The sequence below is a fragment of the Vibrio penaeicida genome, assembly GCF_030689305.1.
Lineage (GTDB): Bacteria > Pseudomonadota > Gammaproteobacteria > Enterobacterales > Vibrionaceae > Vibrio > Vibrio penaeicida_B.
Map to the genome: position 1 here is coordinate 220264 of NZ_JAUYVM010000009.1, position 17556 is coordinate 237819.

Genomic DNA, 17556 nt, shown 5'->3' on the forward strand with positions numbered 1-17556 from the left:
AACTTTAAGCATTGCCATTAGATTAAGTCATAAGAATGAAAAAGGAACGCAGTATGAAATACAATTGGCTATTGTTTGATGCGGATGAAACTCTGTTTAGTTTTGATGCATACCAAGGTTTACAAACAATGTTTTCCCGCCTTAGTGTTGAATTCAGCAGAGAAGATTTTGACCAATACCAGTTAGTGAATAAGCCACTGTGGGTCAAGTATCAGGATGGAGAAATATCCGCGAAACAACTTCAAGAAGATCGTTTTGTTGTTTGGGCAGAAAAACTTAACATCCATCCATCTGAATTGAATCGATTATTTCTCGATGCTATGGCTGACATTTGTAAACCGTTGCCTTTCGTTGTCGAGGCGTTGGAGCAAATCAGCAAACATGCTCGCCTTGGGATAATCACGAATGGGTTTACTCAATTGCAAAGTATTCGCCTTGAACGAACGGGGTTAAGTCATTTTTTCGATCATGTCATCATTTCTGAAGAAGTTGGAACGGCAAAGCCCGATATCGCTATTTTTAATGTCGCGCTTGAAAAGATGGGGTACCCAGAAAAAGACCGAGTTTTGATGGTGGGGGATAACCCTCATTCCGATGTTTTGGGTGGTCTGAATGCTGGAATAGAGACGTGTTGGTTGAATGTTGACGGAACACCGACACCAGAAGGTATTACTCCACACTATGAAGTGAAATGCTGGAAAGAGTTACAAGCGCTTTTACTGGGCTAAATTTGGATTGCACTTCACGCTTTTCAAGCGCAATTGGTCAGTATTCGCTTTCTTTGTTTTGAATCAGTATTTTCAGAAAAGCGCCGAATTACCATTACCTTAGATTACTAAAGAGGGTTATGTTATGAAGCGCTTTTTTCCTTCGTCTGTCATGCTTACGCCGTTTGTTGTCCGATACTACAATGGCGATAATTCTTTGTTCGAATCAGAACACATCAATTCAGATAACGATGAAATTAATGAAATAGAAGTGGAACGTAAAGAAGTAAAAGAGTCTGATCTCTCGGTTACTTAACCTTTGAATGGATTACGTAATCTTAGCTGAGGTTACCTAGTAAAGAGTCTTTGAAGGGCAGATACCACAGTATCTTGACGTTCTTCAAAGGTAGAAATGCCGCAGATAAACGCTGCGGCATTATAGATTTGCAAAGTTAGGTGTATTAGTAAAAGCTAGGTGTATTAATAAAAGTTAGGTGAGATTGATTATGCGAATTCTTTTTGGAGATACGCAACGATATCACCGGATTCATACATCCATTTCGTTTCACCGTCTCTTTCAATACGAAGGCAAGGTACTTTCACTCTGCCTCCGCCATTTTCTAATTCTTCTCTGTGATTTGCATTATTTTTCGCATCACGCAATTCAATGTTCAATGATTGCCTTTTCATTTCACGGCGAACTTTCACACAAAATGGACAAGCTTCGAATTGGTAAAGAGACAGCTGCTTGGTCTTTTGGTTGATGATTTTCTGTTCATTCTGATCTCGTTTTACACCTTTTGGTGAGAAAACAAAATTCAATCCTAGAATGATCTTACCTAAAAACCAACGTATCAACTTCATTGCTTGCTCCTTACTGCAGGTGTTGCATTGATAATAATATCGAAACGACAACAGAACTTATCCTAAATCCAGCTCAATGCCAACCAATTGAGGGATTAAGTGATTCAGATAACCGCGCACCATTCCCTAGCTTTAGGGGCTAGATTCCTCTATCTCTTTAGAAAAGCGCAATCGCTTGTTCAAAAAAGTAAATATTGTATCGAAGACTAGGATTTTAATTGAGGATGGTATATTTTAAGTCGTTTTTTGAATAAGAATGATTACTATTGGGGTTACAGCCTGCTGTGTTTAAGTTAGTTTTTGTTTTACTTATATTAAGTGCAGGATCACTTTTTGTCGGTGTAGCCGATTTGAGCTTGCAAAAGCTTTTGGAAGGCGATGAAGCTGCATGGGAAATATTGCTGATTAGCCGCACTCCACGCTTGCTAGCGATTTGGCTGGCAGGGGCAGGGTTGAGTATTGCTGGTCTAATCATGCAGCAAATTAGCCAAAACCGCTTTGCCGCACCTTCTACGTCGGGCACCATCGAATGCGCGATGTTGGGATACTTACTTAGCATCCTTATATTTGGTCACGGTGAAAATCTATTTCTAATCTTTGGTACATCAATTCTTGGTACGTTACTTTTCGTAAGGTTCATCAACACCATTCAGTTTAAGAATGCGATATACGTTCCCTTAGTCGGTATCATTTTCGGTAATGTCGTGTCGGCTGCCGCTACCTTTATTGCTTACAAATTTAACCTCGTCCAAAGCTTATCGACGTGGGCGATAGCGAACTTTTCTACTGTTCTACAAGGTAATTACGAACTGCTCTATATCGCCGTTCCTGTTGCAGTCTTTAGTTATTGGTATGCGGCGAGGTTATCTGCCGCTGGAATGGGTAAGGATTTCGCAACAAACATAGGTCTTAATTACCAACAGGTTGTGGTTGTGGGCGTTATGTTGGTCTCCGTTACTTCTGCCAGCATAGTGATGATTGTTGGTGAATTACCGTTTTTAGGGCTGATAATTCCTAACCTAGTTGCCGCCTATATGGGAGATAACATTCGCCGAAACATTCCTTATACGGCACTGTGCGGGGCGATTCTGGTTCTAGTCTGTGATGTTGCTGGTAGGCTCATCATTTTCCCTTATGAAGTCCCTATTTCAATGATCATTAGCATTCTCGGTGGTACGGCTTTCTTGTTCCTCATTCTTAGAGGAAAGCATAATGCGTGACAGAATTGTCTTAACCGGTTTTCTAATTGTCGCTTTGTTGTTTGTTTTTCTGTTTGTTGGGTTGGGACTTAACGCAGATAACTATGAATACTTTTTATCTCGTCGAACCCCTAAAGTGATGGCGATTGTTATCGCCTCCATTGCGATCGCACAGTCTTCTTTGGTGTTTCAAACTATCACACACAATCGAATATTAACCCCAAGTATCATGGGGTTTGATTCGCTGTATGTACTCATTCAAGTCAGTATTTTGGTGGTATTGGGTGGTGTGGGTTCTGTGTTACTCAGTTCATTCGTTAAATTTTCGATATCCGTTGCCGTTATGGTGGGTTTTTCGTTAGCACTTTTTAGTTTTTACTTTCGTCGAGAAAACCCCAATATCATGACGCTTCTACTTACTGGCGTGATTTTTGGGCAGCTGTTTTCCAATATCGCGGGCTTCTTTATGATGGTAATGGACCCGACAGAATTTTCTTTCCTTCAAGGTGCCATGTTTGCGAGTTTTAATAATGTAAACAGTGACCTAGTTTATTTGTGCTTGATTCCTCTATCCATTGTTATTGGGTGTTTGTATTTCTTACACAACAAACTGGATGTCTTTTGGCTAGATAAAGATAACGCATTAAGCCTAGGTGTAGACGTAAACAAAGTAACGAAACAAGTTTTGGTGTTGGTTTCTATTCTGATTGCCGTTTCAACAGCATTGGTTGGCCCAATTCTTTTCTTTGGTTTGTTGGTGGCTAATTTGACTCGGCAATGCTTTAACACCTATCGCCATAAGATTTTGATGACGGGTGCCTCGTTAATGGGGGTTTGCATGTTATTGAGTGGGCAGTGGGTGATAGAGCGTGTATTTGAATTTGAAACAACGTTGAGTGTCATCGTGAATTTTGTTGGTGGTTTGTATTTTCTTTCTCTGTTAATCAGACAGAAAGTTTAGTTGATCAGGCAGAAAGTGTAGTGGTTGCATCATGATTAAAATTGAAAAACTTACCAAAGCATTTGGTAACTATAAAGTCGTCGACCAGGCTAGTGCGTCCTTTGTGAAAGGTGAGGTCACGTCAATCATTGGCCCTAATGGTGCAGGTAAAAGCACACTGTTGTCCATGGCGAGTCGCTTGTTGCAAAGGGATGAAGGACAAGTCTTCATCGATACTAAAGAAATCGCGGATTGGGATACGAAGGAACTGGCAAAACGTTTGGCAGTGCTTAGACAATCTAACAATTTGAACATGCGATTTACGATTCGTGAGCTTGTCTCATTTGGTCGATTTCCTCACAGCGGTGGAAAACTGGGGAAACATGATGTCGAAGTGATCGACAAGGCGATCAACTATTTAGATCTAACCGAGATAGAAGACAAATATCTTGATGAACTGAGCGGTGGGCAGAGGCAACTGGCATTTATTGCAATGGTCGTGGCTCAGGATACGGATTACGTCTTTCTTGATGAGCCTCTTAATAATCTTGATATAAAGCACTCACTTCAAATCATGAAAAATATTCGAACGTTAGCACATGATTTAAAGAAAGCCGTTGTAATCGTGATTCATGATATCAATTTTGCGTCCTGTTATTCCGACAACATTGTGGCATTAAAAAAAGGAAAAGTGGCCGCTCGTGGAACCGTAAGTGAAGTTATTGACTCAAATGTGTTAGCGGAAATCTATGAAACGGACTTCCAAATACATGAAGTGAATGGACAGCGTATTTGCATGTATTACCAATAAAGTTATATACCCCAAATAAAGGACAAATTAATGACTCAGATTTTATCTGTTAAATCAAAATCGTTCATTACCCCATCCATGCTTAGAATCACCTTTAGTGGTGACTGCGTTAAGACATTTTCTGATGATTTTGCGGGCGCATACATCAAGCTTGAGTTCACCGAAAAAGGTCAAAGCCATATTGAAAACGGCTCACTGGGTAACCCAACTCTAAGAACGTACTCCATTCGTCGACTTGATAAAGAAAACAACGAAATCGATGTAGATTTTGTGACGCATGGAAACAGCATTGAAGCTGGTCTTGCTTCTTATTGGGCACAACAGGCTCAAGTCGGAGAGCGTCTCTCTGTTCGCGGTCCTGGCAGCGTTAAAACGATAGAACCTAATACTGATTGGTGTTTCATTGTGGCAGACATGACGGGCTTACCAGGCGCTTCAACCGTGCTTGAGAGTCTTGAACGCAGCCTTAAGGGATACGCCGTTTTTGAAGTAAATACAGCAGAAGACATACAAGAGATTGATGCCCCTGAAGGTGTAGAATTCCATTGGGTTATTAAGGGTGATTCTGAATCATTGGCTTCTACAGTTGAGAAGCAACAGTGGCTTAAAGGCAAACCAGGTATATGGTGTGCGAGTGAGTTCTCAACTATGAGACAGCTTAGGAAATATTTTAGAAACGAGCGCGAAATAGAGAGAGATGAAATTTACATCAGCAGTTACTGGAAGCATGGGCGTACAGAAGATCAGCACAAAGTCGACAAGAAAAAAGACGCAGAACAGCAAGCCAAATAAAACATAATAATATTAAACAGATCACATTGATTTTGCTGTTTAATAAGATGATAATGATTCTCATTATAGTTAGATTGGATATGGAAATATGTTTGACGCGGTCAATAGTTTTGAGCTTTCTTCAGCATTTGAAAGCAGTACCAATGAGAAAGAAATTAACCTGTTATTGGTAGAGGATGACCCAGATCTAAACTCTCAACTTTCGGCATTATTGTCGTCTCAACAATACAATGTAACAAGCTTTGAATCGGGTTCAGCAGCATTAGAATGCATGAAGACGAGTTCGTTTGATCTGATTGTGTTGGATGTCGATTTACCCGATGTTGATGGCTTTGAGTTATTGAACTTTGTCCGCGAACATTCAAGCACGCCAGTTATTATGCTGACTGCCTATGGTGCAGAAGAGCACAGGATCCGTGGGTTACAATTTGGTGCCGATGATTACATCTCTAAGCCATGCAGCTTCACCGAGATATGTTTGCGAATAGAAGCTATTTTAAGACGCACACAATCGCGTAGTAAGCCCATAAACAGTTCATCTCAACTCTCCCATGAAGAACTTATCCTAAACAAGTACACACAAATCGTAACGGTTCAGGCAAAAGAAGAGCCTGCCGACGTTCAATTGACGCCAATTCAGTTCAAACTTTTATGGACGTTAGCTCAGAACAAAGGGCACGTGCAATCTAAGCCTTACCTATATCAAGCAGTTCTGGATCGTGATTTTTGCCAATATGATCGCAGCCTAGATATGCACTTGAGTCGAATTCGTAAAAAGCTTGTTGCTGAAGGCATGCCTTCAACCCGTATAAAAACCGTTCACGGTAAAGGTTATCTGTTTGTATGAAGAAAGTGCTTTTTTGGCGACTGTTTATCATCCTTTCATTAGGCGTCGTCATCTTTTTCTCATTGCTTCACAGTGTTGCGATTCTATCTGAAGAAAAAATGAGCTACATCAAGCAGTCGCATCGAGATGAAATTCTCGCTTGGGGTAGCAAAGCACAGCATTTAGTAAACGAAAACAGATTAGACGAGTTGGATCTTTGGTTAAAAGAACTGGCGGTTCAAGAAGATACGTGGGCGACACTCGTGCGTTCGCAGGTGGATGTAATCGGTGGAAATGCGCTTAACCAACGATTTTTTGAAGGGTATGGCATTGGTCGAAATGTTGACTGGAAAATACATTTAGATTTTCCAAATAACCCGATAATGGAAGTGGCTCTGACGCAAGGGAGTTATCACTTTTTAATCATATTGCCTGACCGAATGAGACCGGGTACGTACATGTCTCATGCGTTTTGGTTGTTCCGTTTTGTTATACCGTTTATAGCGTTGCTCGCTTTAACGGTTTATATCTACCGCTACGTGATGAAACCACTACAGCGTTTTCACATTGCGACGCAAGAATTTAGCCGAGGAAACTATCAGGAACGAATAGGGAACTCAGAAATAAACAGCAACGACGAATTTGGCGAAATCGCCAGAACGTTTGATGAAATGGCAGAGCGTACGTCGACGGTTATTGAACACCACCGAAACTTGATTAGCGATATGTCTCACGAGATTCGAACACCAATTAGCCGAATAGAACTGGCTTTGAACTGTATCGAGCGTGGTATTGACGTAAAGGGAATGTTCAATCGGATCGAAACTGAGGTGCGTAACGTACGTCAATTAGCAGAAGATACGCTAACTCTTGCTTGGATTGAGAACGAACGACCTGATCTTCGAAAAGAAACGTTTGATTTAACGGAATTGGTAGATTCAATCATTGAAGACGCATCGTTCGAATACCCAAATGCCAATATATCAGTATCGCTGCCAGATCATTTAGTCCTAAGCCATTCGAGCCAACGCGCCTTAGGGCAAGCAATAGAAAACGTAATCCGTAATGGTCTCCGGTATACACCGGAGCAGGGAAGTTTTCATGTATCCGCGGAAAGAATGGGAAATGAGGTTGTTCTAAAAATTAGGGATTCTGGTCCTGGTGTTCCTGAGTCGATGCTTTCTCAAATCTTCAAGCCATTTTTCAAAGTGAAGCAAAAAAACAACGAAGGACGGAGCGGATTTGGTGTTGGGCTAGCACTGGCTAAACGACATATAGAATCTGTTAAAGGAAAAATCATAGCGGTAAACAATGCAACTGATGGTTTAGAAATGATAATTACATTGCCACATGATGCATAATTGTTTGATATGTAACACTTGTAAAAGTAATTTACTCAATAGAGATGGGTAAGCAGAATTCACGGCGATAATAGTTCTCATTACCAATGGAGTTGTCCGTGAACTCAATTTCTCAATTTAAATTAACACCTATTGCAAGCGCATTATTACTAGTATCAACCGTAAGCGTTGCACAAGACGATATCGAAGTTATCGAAGTAAAAGGAAGTCAACATCAGTCAGTTGATATTTCTATCGATCAAAGTGCGCTAGAAAACGCTCAAGCGAACGATTTAAACGATGTGTTTCGTAAAGAATCGGAAGTAAACGTCGGTGGATCTTCCTCCGTATCGCAAAAAATTTACGTTCGTGGTTTAGAAGATACGATGCTGAACGTTAGCGTAGATGGTGCTGAACAATCCGGTAATCTTTTCCATCACCAAGGGCGTTTATCCATTGAACCTGAGCTTTTAAAAAGAGTAGAGGTTAATGCAGGCGCTGGTCGTGCGACAGATGGTCCTGGTGCATTGGGCGGTGCGATTAAATTTGAAACCAAAGATGCACAAGACCTACTTAATGGTGGGGAGCAATTCGGCGGTAACGTTAAAGCTGGTTTTTACAGTAACAATAACGCATATAAAACCTCAGCAAGCCTTTATGGAAAAGTAACTGAAGACTGGGGCGTGTTGGCAAGTTTTAGCTACAAAGATTCCAAGAACATCGTCGATGGCAATGGTGATGAGCAAGATTACAGTGGCTCAAAACAAAAAGTAGCATTGGTAAAGCTTTCAGGAAATCTAACGGATACACAAAAACTTTCTATTAGTTACGATTTCAGTGACGACAGTGGTGAAAAGTTAAATCGTCCGCATTGGGTGCCTAGTAAGAAAAATGCGGCATTGCAGCAAGAAACAGGTCGTCAAACATTGACATTAAACCACCAAATTGCAATGAGCGATTACGTCAACGTTGATGCAACGATATACACCAACGAACAAACGCTAACGCACAAAGATCACCCGCGTTGGGGAACCAGTGCCGGAAGCATGAATACGTATGGCGGTAAGGTGTTTAACACTAGTCTCCTAGGTAATCATTCACTTGTAGTTGGCGTGGATGTTAAGCAAGACAACGCAAAACTGAGCACAAGTGGAAGTGACAGTACTGAAAAAGGGACTGTGTATGGTTTGTTTGCACAAAATGATTGGCAAGCAACGGAGCAGTTATTGCTTACGGCCGGTGCTCGATACGACACTTACAAGCTTACCGATAGCAAAGACGTTGAATTCGACTCCAATGGTTTTAGCCCAAATGTAGGAGCAACATTCACCGTTATCGACGGGCTAGACGTATTTGCAAGTTACGCTAAAGCTTTTAGAGGCCAGCAAACCAAAGAGTTGTTTGTTTTGGATTACAGATACAACGACCCGAACCGAAAGCCAGAGAAAGCAACGAATGCTGAAGTCGGCGCAAAGTACTACAACAATGGTTTTAGCGCCGGTATCACTCTTTTTGATAGTGAAATCGAAGATGTCGTGAGTAACAAAGGCAAAGAAATGACCAATGTTGGCAAATTGACCAACAAAGGTGCAAATGCGTTTGCAGGCTACGAAGTGGGTGACTTATCTACAAGACTTAGCTACAGCCAATCCAGCCCTAAGTTAGATGGTGAACCACTGACTGACGACAACATGACTATCGGAACATCTGTAGGTGATACATGGATTTTAGATTTCATTTATCAGCCGCAAGAAACGATGGAATTTGGCTGGAATACGAAGATTGTAGAGCGCTTAACTGAAACAGGTAACGCGGCAACTGAAAACGAAAAAGCGGGCTACAGCGTGCATGATCTTTACGCTCGTTGGATGCCGATAACGGATGAGGAATTGGCATTAACATTGTCGGTGAAGAACGTGTTCAATGAGCACTACTTTGACCACGCGTCTTACTACATTTATGGCGATAGTACCGTTGCACGTGGCTTCGCGAATGCTGGTAGAGACATCAGATTCAACGTGAGTTGGTCATTCTAACCAACTTTTTTAAGGCAAAACTAGAATTAGTGAATTAAGGAAAGACAATGAAAACATCGCAAACCTTGCTGAAAAGTGCACTTATTGGATTAAGTGTATTGTTTGCCAGTGTCGCAACAGCAAAGTCCATTACTGTTGAACATCAAATGGGGAAGACGACCCTAGAGTCTAAACCTAAAAATGTTGTGGTTTTAGGTCAAGATAGCCTCGATGTTCTTGATGCAATTGGTATTGAACCAGTAGGGGTTGTGAAGGGGCACTTGCCAACTTATCTGAGCAAGTATAAGGACGATAAGTATAAAGCAGCAGGGTCATTGTTCGAGCCTAATTTTGAAGCTATTTACAGTATGAAGCCTGATCTGATTATTGTTAGTAACCGTAGTTCTGGCTCTATTGAGGAGCTTTCTAAAATTGCACCTACAATCCTTTTCTTAGCAGATTCAAAAGATTACTGGGGTTCAACAAAGAAAGCTTGGCGCATGCTAGGCGAAGTTTTTGAAAAACAAGACGTCGTAGAAGCGCTTATCCAAGATAAGCAAAGACAAATCGAAGGACTTCAAGAGTTATCAAAGAATTCAGGTGCTAAAGCGTTAGCTATCATTACTGGTGGCGGCAAAATTGGTGCATTTGGCTTAGAGTCTCGCTATGGTTACATTCATACGTTATTCGGCTTCCAGCAAGCGGTTAAAGACATCAAAGCTAAGTCACACGGCGACAACATTAGCTATGAGTTTATTGCCAAGGCAAATCCAGATGTACTTATTGTTTTAGATCGTGATGAAGCAATCGGTGCATCAAAAGGTGAAGCGAGAAAGCAACTTGATAACGCTCTTATTAAGAAAACCAACGCGTTCAAAAACAACAACATTACGTATGTTAGTGCACCTGTTTGGTACATTTCGGCGAGTGGTGTGACTGCGACTCAAATCATGATCGATGATATGAAGAAAGCACACAATTAATCGTTATTAACTAGGTTCTTGCTATTAGTAAGGTGCAGAAAAGTATAAAAAGACCGCAAAATGCGGTCTTTTTTTTTGTCCTTTGATTTTGCCCTATTTTTGAATTTAGGGATTTGGCTAGTATGAATTCAATAACCTCAAATTGAAGGTAAGTGAATGACCACTGAAAAAGAGAAGATGTTAGCGGGCGATTTGTATGAGCCTTGGGATGATGAAATTCACAGCGAGCGCATTGCTTGTCGACGTTGGCTGCAAAAATTAAATCAGAGTCTGCCAAATAGCAAAGAGTGGCAAGATGCCATTGCAGCTCTGCTACCCGAGGCGAAGGGTGAGGTTTATTTAGAACCTCCTTTTTACTGTGATTATGGAAGTAACATTGTGGTGGGGGAGAACTTTTACGCTAACTTTGGTTGTACTATTTTGGACGCCAATTCAGTTGAAATTGGTGACAACGTCATGTTTGCTCCAAGTGTACAAGTGTATACCGCGACACACCCTTTGGACGTGAAAACACGGATAACAAGGGGCTTAGAGTACGCGAAGCCAATTCGTATTGGTGACAATGTATGGGTTGGGGGAGGCAGCATTATTTGCCCCGGCGTCACGATTGGAGATAACTCTGTAATTGGGGCTGGAAGTGTCGTAACAAAAGATATTCCTGGCAATGTTGTTGCTGCAGGTAACCCTTGTCGGGTTATTCGAAAAATCGAACAATAACTGTTTATGTCTTTAGCTGAATAGGAATGCGGAACTGTATAGGCTTTGTATTCTTTGTATTCTTTGTATCTTGGAAACAGAAACAGAAACAGAAAAGGGAGCGCTTGCTCCCTTTTGATTTTTCATGGCAAATCTGAATGTATATGGTGGTGCAAACTTACGTTAGCCAAAGATTTTCGAGAGCCAAGAAGAAACCTTAGAAAATACCGAATGTTTCGCAACCACCGAATTGTGAGACTTACCGATGTAAAAGGCTTTCATCAACTCGGTACGGGTGTTTTCGATATTGGCGTTCTCTATCTTTGCAATCGCGTCACCGGTGTGAGTAGCGTGATCATTGGCTAGGCTGAAATCCATTTGTAGATAGCCTTGGGTCATTAACCATAATCGCGTACAGCAAAGTAGATCTTTCGGCAGTTCAGCGCTGAATTTGTCAGAATGCTCATTACCTAAGGTATTTTGAATAATGTCACCCATACTTTTTAGCGTATCGGCTTGTGCTTCCATATTGGCCATCAGTTCCATCTGAGCTTTTGTTAGCGTCCCAAGAGCCATTTCAAAAGGGCTTTTTTCTGGGTTATTTTGACAAGCTTGGTTGAATATTGCATCGCATGTTTTGATGATATTGCAGCTTCTGACTTGGTCTTCACTTGAAAGTGTCAATTCGTTCATGCCAGCAGACGCTAAAATCTTAGTGAGATTGGTCATTAGGATGCGTCTTTTAGTGTTTCCCAAACAATCTCACAATCACCGTTATCGGCGGTAACAAATACAGAGTTACCTGTAAGCATTACAGATAAGTCCATTGTACGAGTGACTAAAGAGGCGAGCTGTTCAATACCGTCCCAATCGAATCGGGTGACAGAAGCATCTAACATACCTATCTTGCCTTGGTTTTGATTCCACCAAACATTCGACTTGGTGTTAAAGCTGTATACGTGAACTTTTTTTGCCAAGCGTGTGGATTTTTTGATTCGTTCCACATCAGGTTCGCCGACATCTATCCATAGTTGGATTTGGTCATCTAAGCTTTTCTGCCAGATATCTGGTTCCTCAATGCTTGAAAGACCTTTTGTAAATTCAAGTCCTTCTTGGGCATTCAAACAAAATGCGACGACTCTCGCCATCATACGCTGTTCATTTTCAGAAGGGTGTTGAGCAATCGTCAGGTTCAAAGAGTCGTAATAATCTCTGTTCATATCCGTTAGCGTGATACGAAATTTGTAAATGGTAGGTTTAAGAGCCACAGTTTTTGTCTTTGAGAGAGGGTATGAGGGTATTGTATACCCAAGTAACCTAAAGGGGCAGTTTAGATCTCAATTAAATTCAGAATACGGCAAGATATTGATTTATTGGTACTAGGGCTTGTTTGTTAGTCAATTACAAACCAGGTAAAAGAATGGTAAAGGTTGTGCCTTTATCTAGCTCGCTGGCCACCTCTATAGAGCCCTTATGGTGCTTTATAATCTCATAGGTTATGGAAAGCCCTAGCCCTGTGCCTTTTCCGACCTCTTTTGTTGTAAAAAAGGGTTCAAATATGTGGACTAAGTCGTCGTGTTGAATACCTTTACCCGTGTCTCTTACCGTTATTTTCACCCAATCTTTGTCTCCCATATCAATGGGCTCTGTTACTACTGTGAGTTCACCCTTATCAGGTGTAGCATGTTTAGCATTGATGAATAAATTGATGAACACTTGCTGTAATTGAGTGGCGGAGCCCATGACTTGAGGAACATAATCAAGGTTCTTTTTCAGTGTTAGTGAATGTTTAATTTCTCCGTTGACGACTTTCAGCGCTGTTTCAATGCTGTCGTTGATGTCGATGGGGGTGAGTTCGGTTGTCCCTTTGTGTGAAGCTTTCTTGAAATTGTGGGATATTTCTCGAATACGTTCCAACCCCTGTGTTGTTTCTGCCAACAGTTCGGTGATGTCTTCTGCTAAGTGATTAATGTCGATTTTCTCTCGATACGCAATATAAGCGCTAAAGTCATTAGCGTCTTCTTTGCTTTGCATAGCGAGTTGGTCGAGGCTGATCAAATCGCTTACGTACTCGTTCAAAAGCTTTATGTTCGATAGAGCAAAGCTTACAGGGTTATTGATTTCATGAGTGACACCTGCCGCAAGCTGGCCAATCGCCGCCATTTTTTCGGTGTGCACCATTTGATGCTGAAGTTTACTTACGTTGTCCAGCGTTTCTTCTAGCGATTTTAGGCTGTGATAGAGTTCCCTTGATTTCGTTTCAAGCAGAGCCTCTGCTTCTTTACGAATTTTCTTTTCTCGCAAATAAGCACGCTTGAAAAAATCAAGGTCAGAGCATTCATTTGAATCTTCTTTTTTCATAGGCACTTTCCGTGTCATATGAAGTACGCAAGTGTTGTATTGTTGTGGCGTTCATAGTCAATCAAACGTCTAAGCATTGCTTCATTGATTTCGCTACCGCTCGTTAACATTGCTGAGCCATTGGAAAGCATAACGTCTCGTTTCAACACATCCCCTACGTTAAGCTCATTAACGCCAACGCAGTATTCGATTTCATGCACGCCATCTTGCGGTCGTTCTTGGAGGACTTGTACAAACGTTTTCACTACTTCTTTATCGTATATTGTTCCTGAGTTTGACTGGAGGTAGTTTTGAGCAGCAAACGGGGATTTATGGATCTTGTTATTTTCTCCTGCAACCATATAGTCATAGTCTTTTACAACTCGAAGGATACGTGAGGCGATAGGAATATCTTTTCCTTTGATATGACCAGGGTAGCCTGTGCCATCAAAGTTCTCATCTTGGTGTCTAACCAAAGAAGCAATGCTTTGGAACCGTGGTAGTTGTGAAATAAGCTCTGCCCCAAGATCTGGGTTACTTGAAGGCGCAATATGACTTTGCTGGTAGTTCTGACCCAAATGAACATCTTGGTCGGTCCCTATAATTCCAAGCTTGTGCATGATTCCGCACATATACGTTTGTTTCACATAGGCTTCATCCAGCCCATATAAGATTGCAACTTGTTTGGATTGATAAGCAACTCTCTCAATATCTTGTGCGTTGCATCCTGTTCTAAATGAAATAAGCCCAGTGATTAACGAGAGCACATCTCTAAAAAGCCCAGATCGGCTTTTCAATGTGTTTTTTAACTTCACGTTGGATTCACGTAATGCTTCTGTCCGCAAGGCAACTTTTTCTTCCAACGCAACATTGACTTGTGCCAGCTGATCATTTTTGGATTCTAACTCTTTCCTTAAGCGATTTTTTTCCTCTTTAACTCGAAAAAACTCCAAAGATTGTTGCAATGTGAAGCGTAAATTGTCGTTATCCCAAGGTTTGCTCAGGTAGGTGCTCACACCACCATCATTAATTGCTCGAACGGTATCTTCTACGTCACTGTAGCCCGTCAGCAGTATACGAACTGCTTCTGGTTGAATGTCTTTTGCGTAACCAAAAAAAGTGGCACCATCCATATCTGGCATTTTCATGTCCGAAACAATGATGGCGACCTCTTGTGCTTCAAGATAAGAAAGCGCTTCGCTGGGCTCTGTAAATGGGTGGATTTCAAAGTCACGTCTAAGTACGCGTGTTAGCGCTTTAAGTATATCTGCCTCGTCATCGAGCAGAACCAATTTGGGTTTGCTAATTGTGTTAAGTGCATTTAAGTCGTCCATGGCACCTCCAATTTCAGTTCCAGATACTCTTATTCAATATGTATGCCAATTAACTGTGCTATTTAAATAACTAATTTATTTCAGCAAGTTAGATTTTAATTGGTGATTCCTGCTTTGTTATTCGGCTGTAAACAATCTAATTTTCAAGGTTAATCATGTATCTATGGGAAATTTTTCATATTGGTTCTCGTATTGCCTGTCTCTTTGAGATCGCTCGCTAAAGCTTCAGAAGGCAGGCGAATCTTAATTTGGGAGCCTTGATGCAGTTGGCTGGTAACATCTATCGTACCGCTATGCTGCTCAACTATGTTGTGGGTTAACGTTAGCCCTAGCCCTGTACCATCTCCAACTTTTCGCGTTGAATAAAATGGGTCAAAAACCTGAGATACCTGATTTGAAGCAATACCCACTCCAACATCGGATATCGTTATGTTCACAAAATTGTCTTCGTTATGAGTGATCACTTCGACACAACCTTTTGAACGCCCTAGCATAGATTGAAGAGCATTTTTCAGAACGGCGTTAAATGCTTGCTTGAGTTCGGCTGGATTACAAAAGACCAACGCATTACTGTCGAGTTTCGTTTCTATGGTTGTTTCGCAGGGGTACTCGTATTTAACTTGTTCAACACACTGCTTAAGGATTTCATCTACGTTGTTCTCAGACTGCGGCGAATCCTTTTGGTAGACAGAGTAGCTTTTTAACCCTTGTACAATATCTCGAACTCGATGCGTATTGGCTAAGGCGTCTTGTAGCGTATCTCCAAAATCATGCTCTATAAAACTCATATCATTCTTTTCTACCCAAGCGCTTAGGGATGCAATGAGTTGATTCCTACGTTCGTTGTCTTTTTCATTAATAATGGTGAACTGGAGAGTTGCGAGGTTTTTATAGCAGTCCAAATACTCTAAAGCGGTTTGAATATTGCTGTCGACCGTACCTATAGGGTTATTGATTTCGTGAGCAAAGCCTGAGGCCATGGTACCGATAGACGCCATCTTCTCGCTTTGTATTAGTTTTCCCTGCATCTCTTTTAGCTGTCGATTGGTTTCAACCAAATGTTCGTTGTTTGCCTTTAATTCAGCGGTTCGGCTTTTTACGGTTGCTTCAAGCGAGCTGTTAAGCGCCTCTAACTGCTGTTGATAGCTTTGACTGGTCTGTTCCGATTTAACTAATTTGCTCACCATGGTGTTGAAAGCTTGAGCTAGGTGTGAAATCTCATCGTTGCCTGTATCGTTAACCGTAATGTTTCGTTCACCACGCGCTAATCTCTCGGCTGCTTTTTCTAAATAGGTGAGTCGTTTAGTTAGAAAAGCCCCTAAAACGTATGAGAAAAGTGCAACAAGTGCCATTTCACCCATTACGATAAAGAAGCTCCATTTCTTTGCCTCTTCTATTTTTTTGTTTAGCGATGACATATCCAAACCAATTTGGACATCGCCATAAACAATTCCAGCTTCTTTTATCGGGTGAGCGACATCAAAAATACCGTCGGTAACTAGCTCGGCACTCATTTCTGGTCTTGAATAATGATTTATCAGTTTTTCGTCACCCAGTGCGGCAAGTGGCTTACCATCTTTGCCTAATACTCTTACGTAGAGTAAGTCGGGGTTGGTCATTAGTTCCTGTGTGAAGGACTCAAGCGAGGCTAAATCCCAACTCAGAACCGCATCTTTAACCGTACTTGCGAATAAACTTACTGTTGTCTCAGCGCGCTTAGTCAAACTTTCATGGTTGGTTGTCTTAAGGTATCCGAGTGTTAAGGTTACAAGCAGTGCAAGAAGCACTGCTTCAATTAACGCGACACCGAAAATAGTCTTAAGACGAAGAGACATAATGATTACTGCTCCAGTAGATGCGAAAGTAATGTGATTTCGAGCGATCTAACGTCATCCCAATCCTTGTCGCCAGCCTGTGTAATTCCCTTAAAATTAATGGATTTAAGTAAGGATTGACCTAGCGGATCGTTTGTCATTTCTATCATGGCTTTGGAGATGCTTTCCAATATATCAGCATCTAAATTTGGCGATGCCGCAAAAGCGTGGGGGGTGTATCCGGGGGTATCCCAAAGAACTTTTAGTGAGTCTCTTACTTCTGGAGAGGTATTATTGAATGTTCTATATACGCCTCCTCCAGCGGGGAATATGCCTTTCGACACAGCTAAATAAACCGAATCATGAGATGAAACGTAGTTGGGGGTAAATGCAATGCCATCTAGATTCATTTTCGCACGTGGTAACACACTAGCAGCGAAAGCGGCAGGGGATGGAAAAGCCAATTGTTGTTCATTTAACTCTGCGAGGTTTTTAATCTCACTGTCTTTCCTAACAACAACAATCCCTTTAATGGATTTATTGACTTGTTTAGCAAACGCTTCATACCCAGGCTTTTGGCTGAAAACCGTATAGTGGTAAGGGTTCATGTAGGCGATATCATACTCGCCACTCAAGAGTCTTTTCTCGAACGTTGGAATGTCTTTTGCCGTAGAAAATGAGATGTTATGACCGGTTTTATCACTCAGGTAGAGAAAAATAGGTCCCCACTTCGCTGCTAATTTTTTTGCGGATTGTTGCGGGACGATTCCAAATGAGATCTCCGCTGCGTAGCCATGTAATGGAAAAACCAAAAGTACCGAAAGTAATCGCCAAAGAGTTTTATTCATTATTTTTCCTATTGATATTCCTAACCCACTAATAACTAAAGAATAGG

Annotated in this window: 18 protein-coding genes; 11 read left to right on the forward strand and 7 right to left on the reverse strand. The window is 41.4% G+C overall.

All coding sequences use genetic code 11. The features are described from left to right. Nucleotides 1-53 precede the first annotated feature (53 nt). Together yjjG and Q8W40_RS16195 are read left to right on the forward strand one after the other, a co-directional pair. Nucleotides 54-728 carry a pyrimidine 5'-nucleotidase gene (gene yjjG / locus Q8W40_RS16190; RefSeq protein WP_305398677.1) on the forward strand — a complete coding sequence of 225 codons (675 nt, stop codon included), beginning with the start codon at nt 54-56 and terminating at the stop codon, nt 726-728. 124 nt (nt 729-852) lie between these two features. Then, nucleotides 853-1023: a hypothetical protein gene (locus tag Q8W40_RS16195; protein WP_305398678.1), complete on the forward strand. Its 171-nt coding sequence runs from the start codon at nt 853-855 to the stop codon at nt 1021-1023. Nucleotides 1024-1211: 188 nt separating this feature from the next. On the opposite strand, the gene Q8W40_RS16200 is transcribed toward Q8W40_RS16195, so the two are convergent. After that, nucleotides 1212-1571, reverse strand: coding sequence for a glutaredoxin family protein (locus Q8W40_RS16200; RefSeq protein WP_305398680.1), 360 nt, complete (start codon nt 1569-1571; stop codon nt 1212-1214). Nucleotides 1572-1855: 284 nt separating this feature from the next. On the opposite strand from Q8W40_RS16200, the gene Q8W40_RS16205 reads away from it, so the two are divergent. The 9 genes from Q8W40_RS16205 to Q8W40_RS16245 all read left to right on the forward strand — a co-directional run bounded on the left by Q8W40_RS16205 (nt 1856) and on the right by Q8W40_RS16245 (nt 11194). After that, nucleotides 1856-2791 carry an ABC transporter permease gene (locus Q8W40_RS16205; RefSeq protein ID WP_305398682.1) on the forward strand — a complete coding sequence of 312 codons (936 nt, stop codon included), beginning with the start codon at nt 1856-1858 and terminating at the stop codon, nt 2789-2791. Further along, the gene (locus Q8W40_RS16210; RefSeq protein ID WP_305398684.1) at nt 2784-3731 is read left to right on the forward strand and encodes an iron chelate uptake ABC transporter family permease subunit; all 948 of its coding nucleotides are present in this window, start codon (nt 2784-2786) and stop codon (nt 3729-3731) included. The genes Q8W40_RS16205 and Q8W40_RS16210 overlap by 8 nt, the downstream gene beginning before the upstream one ends. Before the next feature lie 31 nt (nt 3732-3762). Further along, the gene (locus Q8W40_RS16215; RefSeq protein WP_305398685.1) at nt 3763-4521 is read left to right on the forward strand and encodes an iron ABC transporter ATP-binding protein; all 759 of its coding nucleotides are present in this window, start codon (nt 3763-3765) and stop codon (nt 4519-4521) included. A 30-nt stretch (nt 4522-4551) separates the two neighbouring features. After that, on the forward strand, nt 4552-5313 hold the full coding sequence (locus Q8W40_RS16220) for a siderophore-interacting protein (RefSeq protein ID WP_305398687.1): 762 nt from the start codon (nt 4552-4554) through the stop codon (nt 5311-5313). Between the two features lie 88 nt (nt 5314-5401). Next, complete coding sequence (locus tag Q8W40_RS16225; protein WP_305398688.1) at nt 5402-6160, forward strand: response regulator transcription factor; 759 nt, start codon at nt 5402-5404, stop codon at nt 6158-6160. Continuing rightward, on the forward strand, nt 6157-7500 hold the full coding sequence (locus Q8W40_RS16230; protein WP_305398690.1) for a sensor histidine kinase: 1344 nt from the start codon (nt 6157-6159) through the stop codon (nt 7498-7500). Before Q8W40_RS16225 ends, Q8W40_RS16230 begins: the two co-directional genes overlap by 4 nt. A 98-nt stretch (nt 7501-7598) precedes the next feature. Continuing rightward, nucleotides 7599-9515: a TonB-dependent receptor domain-containing protein gene (locus Q8W40_RS16235; RefSeq protein WP_305398691.1), complete on the forward strand. Its 1917-nt coding sequence runs from the start codon at nt 7599-7601 to the stop codon at nt 9513-9515. Nucleotides 9516-9562: 47 nt separating this feature from the next. Continuing rightward, nucleotides 9563-10477, forward strand: coding sequence for a siderophore ABC transporter substrate-binding protein (locus Q8W40_RS16240; protein ID WP_305398692.1), 915 nt, complete (start codon nt 9563-9565; stop codon nt 10475-10477). A 156-nt stretch (nt 10478-10633) separates the two neighbouring features. Next, entirely contained in the window at nt 10634-11194 is a 561-nt protein-coding gene (locus Q8W40_RS16245; protein ID WP_305398693.1) for a sugar O-acetyltransferase, read from the forward strand. A 162-nt stretch (nt 11195-11356) separates the two neighbouring features. Here Q8W40_RS16245 and Q8W40_RS16250 read toward each other — a convergent pair whose 3' ends face one another. From Q8W40_RS16250 to Q8W40_RS16275, 6 genes are all read right to left on the reverse strand, one after another. Continuing rightward, a complete protein-coding gene (locus Q8W40_RS16250; RefSeq protein WP_305398695.1) occupies nt 11357-11902 on the reverse strand; it encodes a hypothetical protein in 546 nt (181 codons plus the stop codon). Next, nucleotides 11902-12441, reverse strand: coding sequence for a YaeQ family protein (locus tag Q8W40_RS16255; protein ID WP_305398696.1), 540 nt, complete (start codon nt 12439-12441; stop codon nt 11902-11904). Before Q8W40_RS16255 ends, Q8W40_RS16250 begins: the two co-directional genes overlap by 1 nt. A 133-nt stretch (nt 12442-12574) precedes the next feature. Further along, nucleotides 12575-13534, reverse strand: coding sequence for a sensor histidine kinase (locus tag Q8W40_RS16260; protein WP_305398697.1), 960 nt, complete (start codon nt 13532-13534; stop codon nt 12575-12577). 14 nt (nt 13535-13548) lie between these two features. After that, nucleotides 13549-14847, reverse strand: coding sequence for an HD domain-containing phosphohydrolase (locus tag Q8W40_RS16265; protein ID WP_305398699.1), 1299 nt, complete (start codon nt 14845-14847; stop codon nt 13549-13551). Nucleotides 14848-15008: 161 nt separating this feature from the next. After that, a complete protein-coding gene (locus Q8W40_RS16270) occupies nt 15009-16682 on the reverse strand; it encodes a HAMP domain-containing sensor histidine kinase (RefSeq protein ID WP_305398701.1) in 1674 nt (557 codons plus the stop codon). 5 nt (nt 16683-16687) lie between these two features. Next, nucleotides 16688-17509: a PhnD/SsuA/transferrin family substrate-binding protein gene (locus Q8W40_RS16275; protein ID WP_305398703.1), complete on the reverse strand. Its 822-nt coding sequence runs from the start codon at nt 17507-17509 to the stop codon at nt 16688-16690. Nucleotides 17510-17556 lie beyond the last annotated feature (47 nt).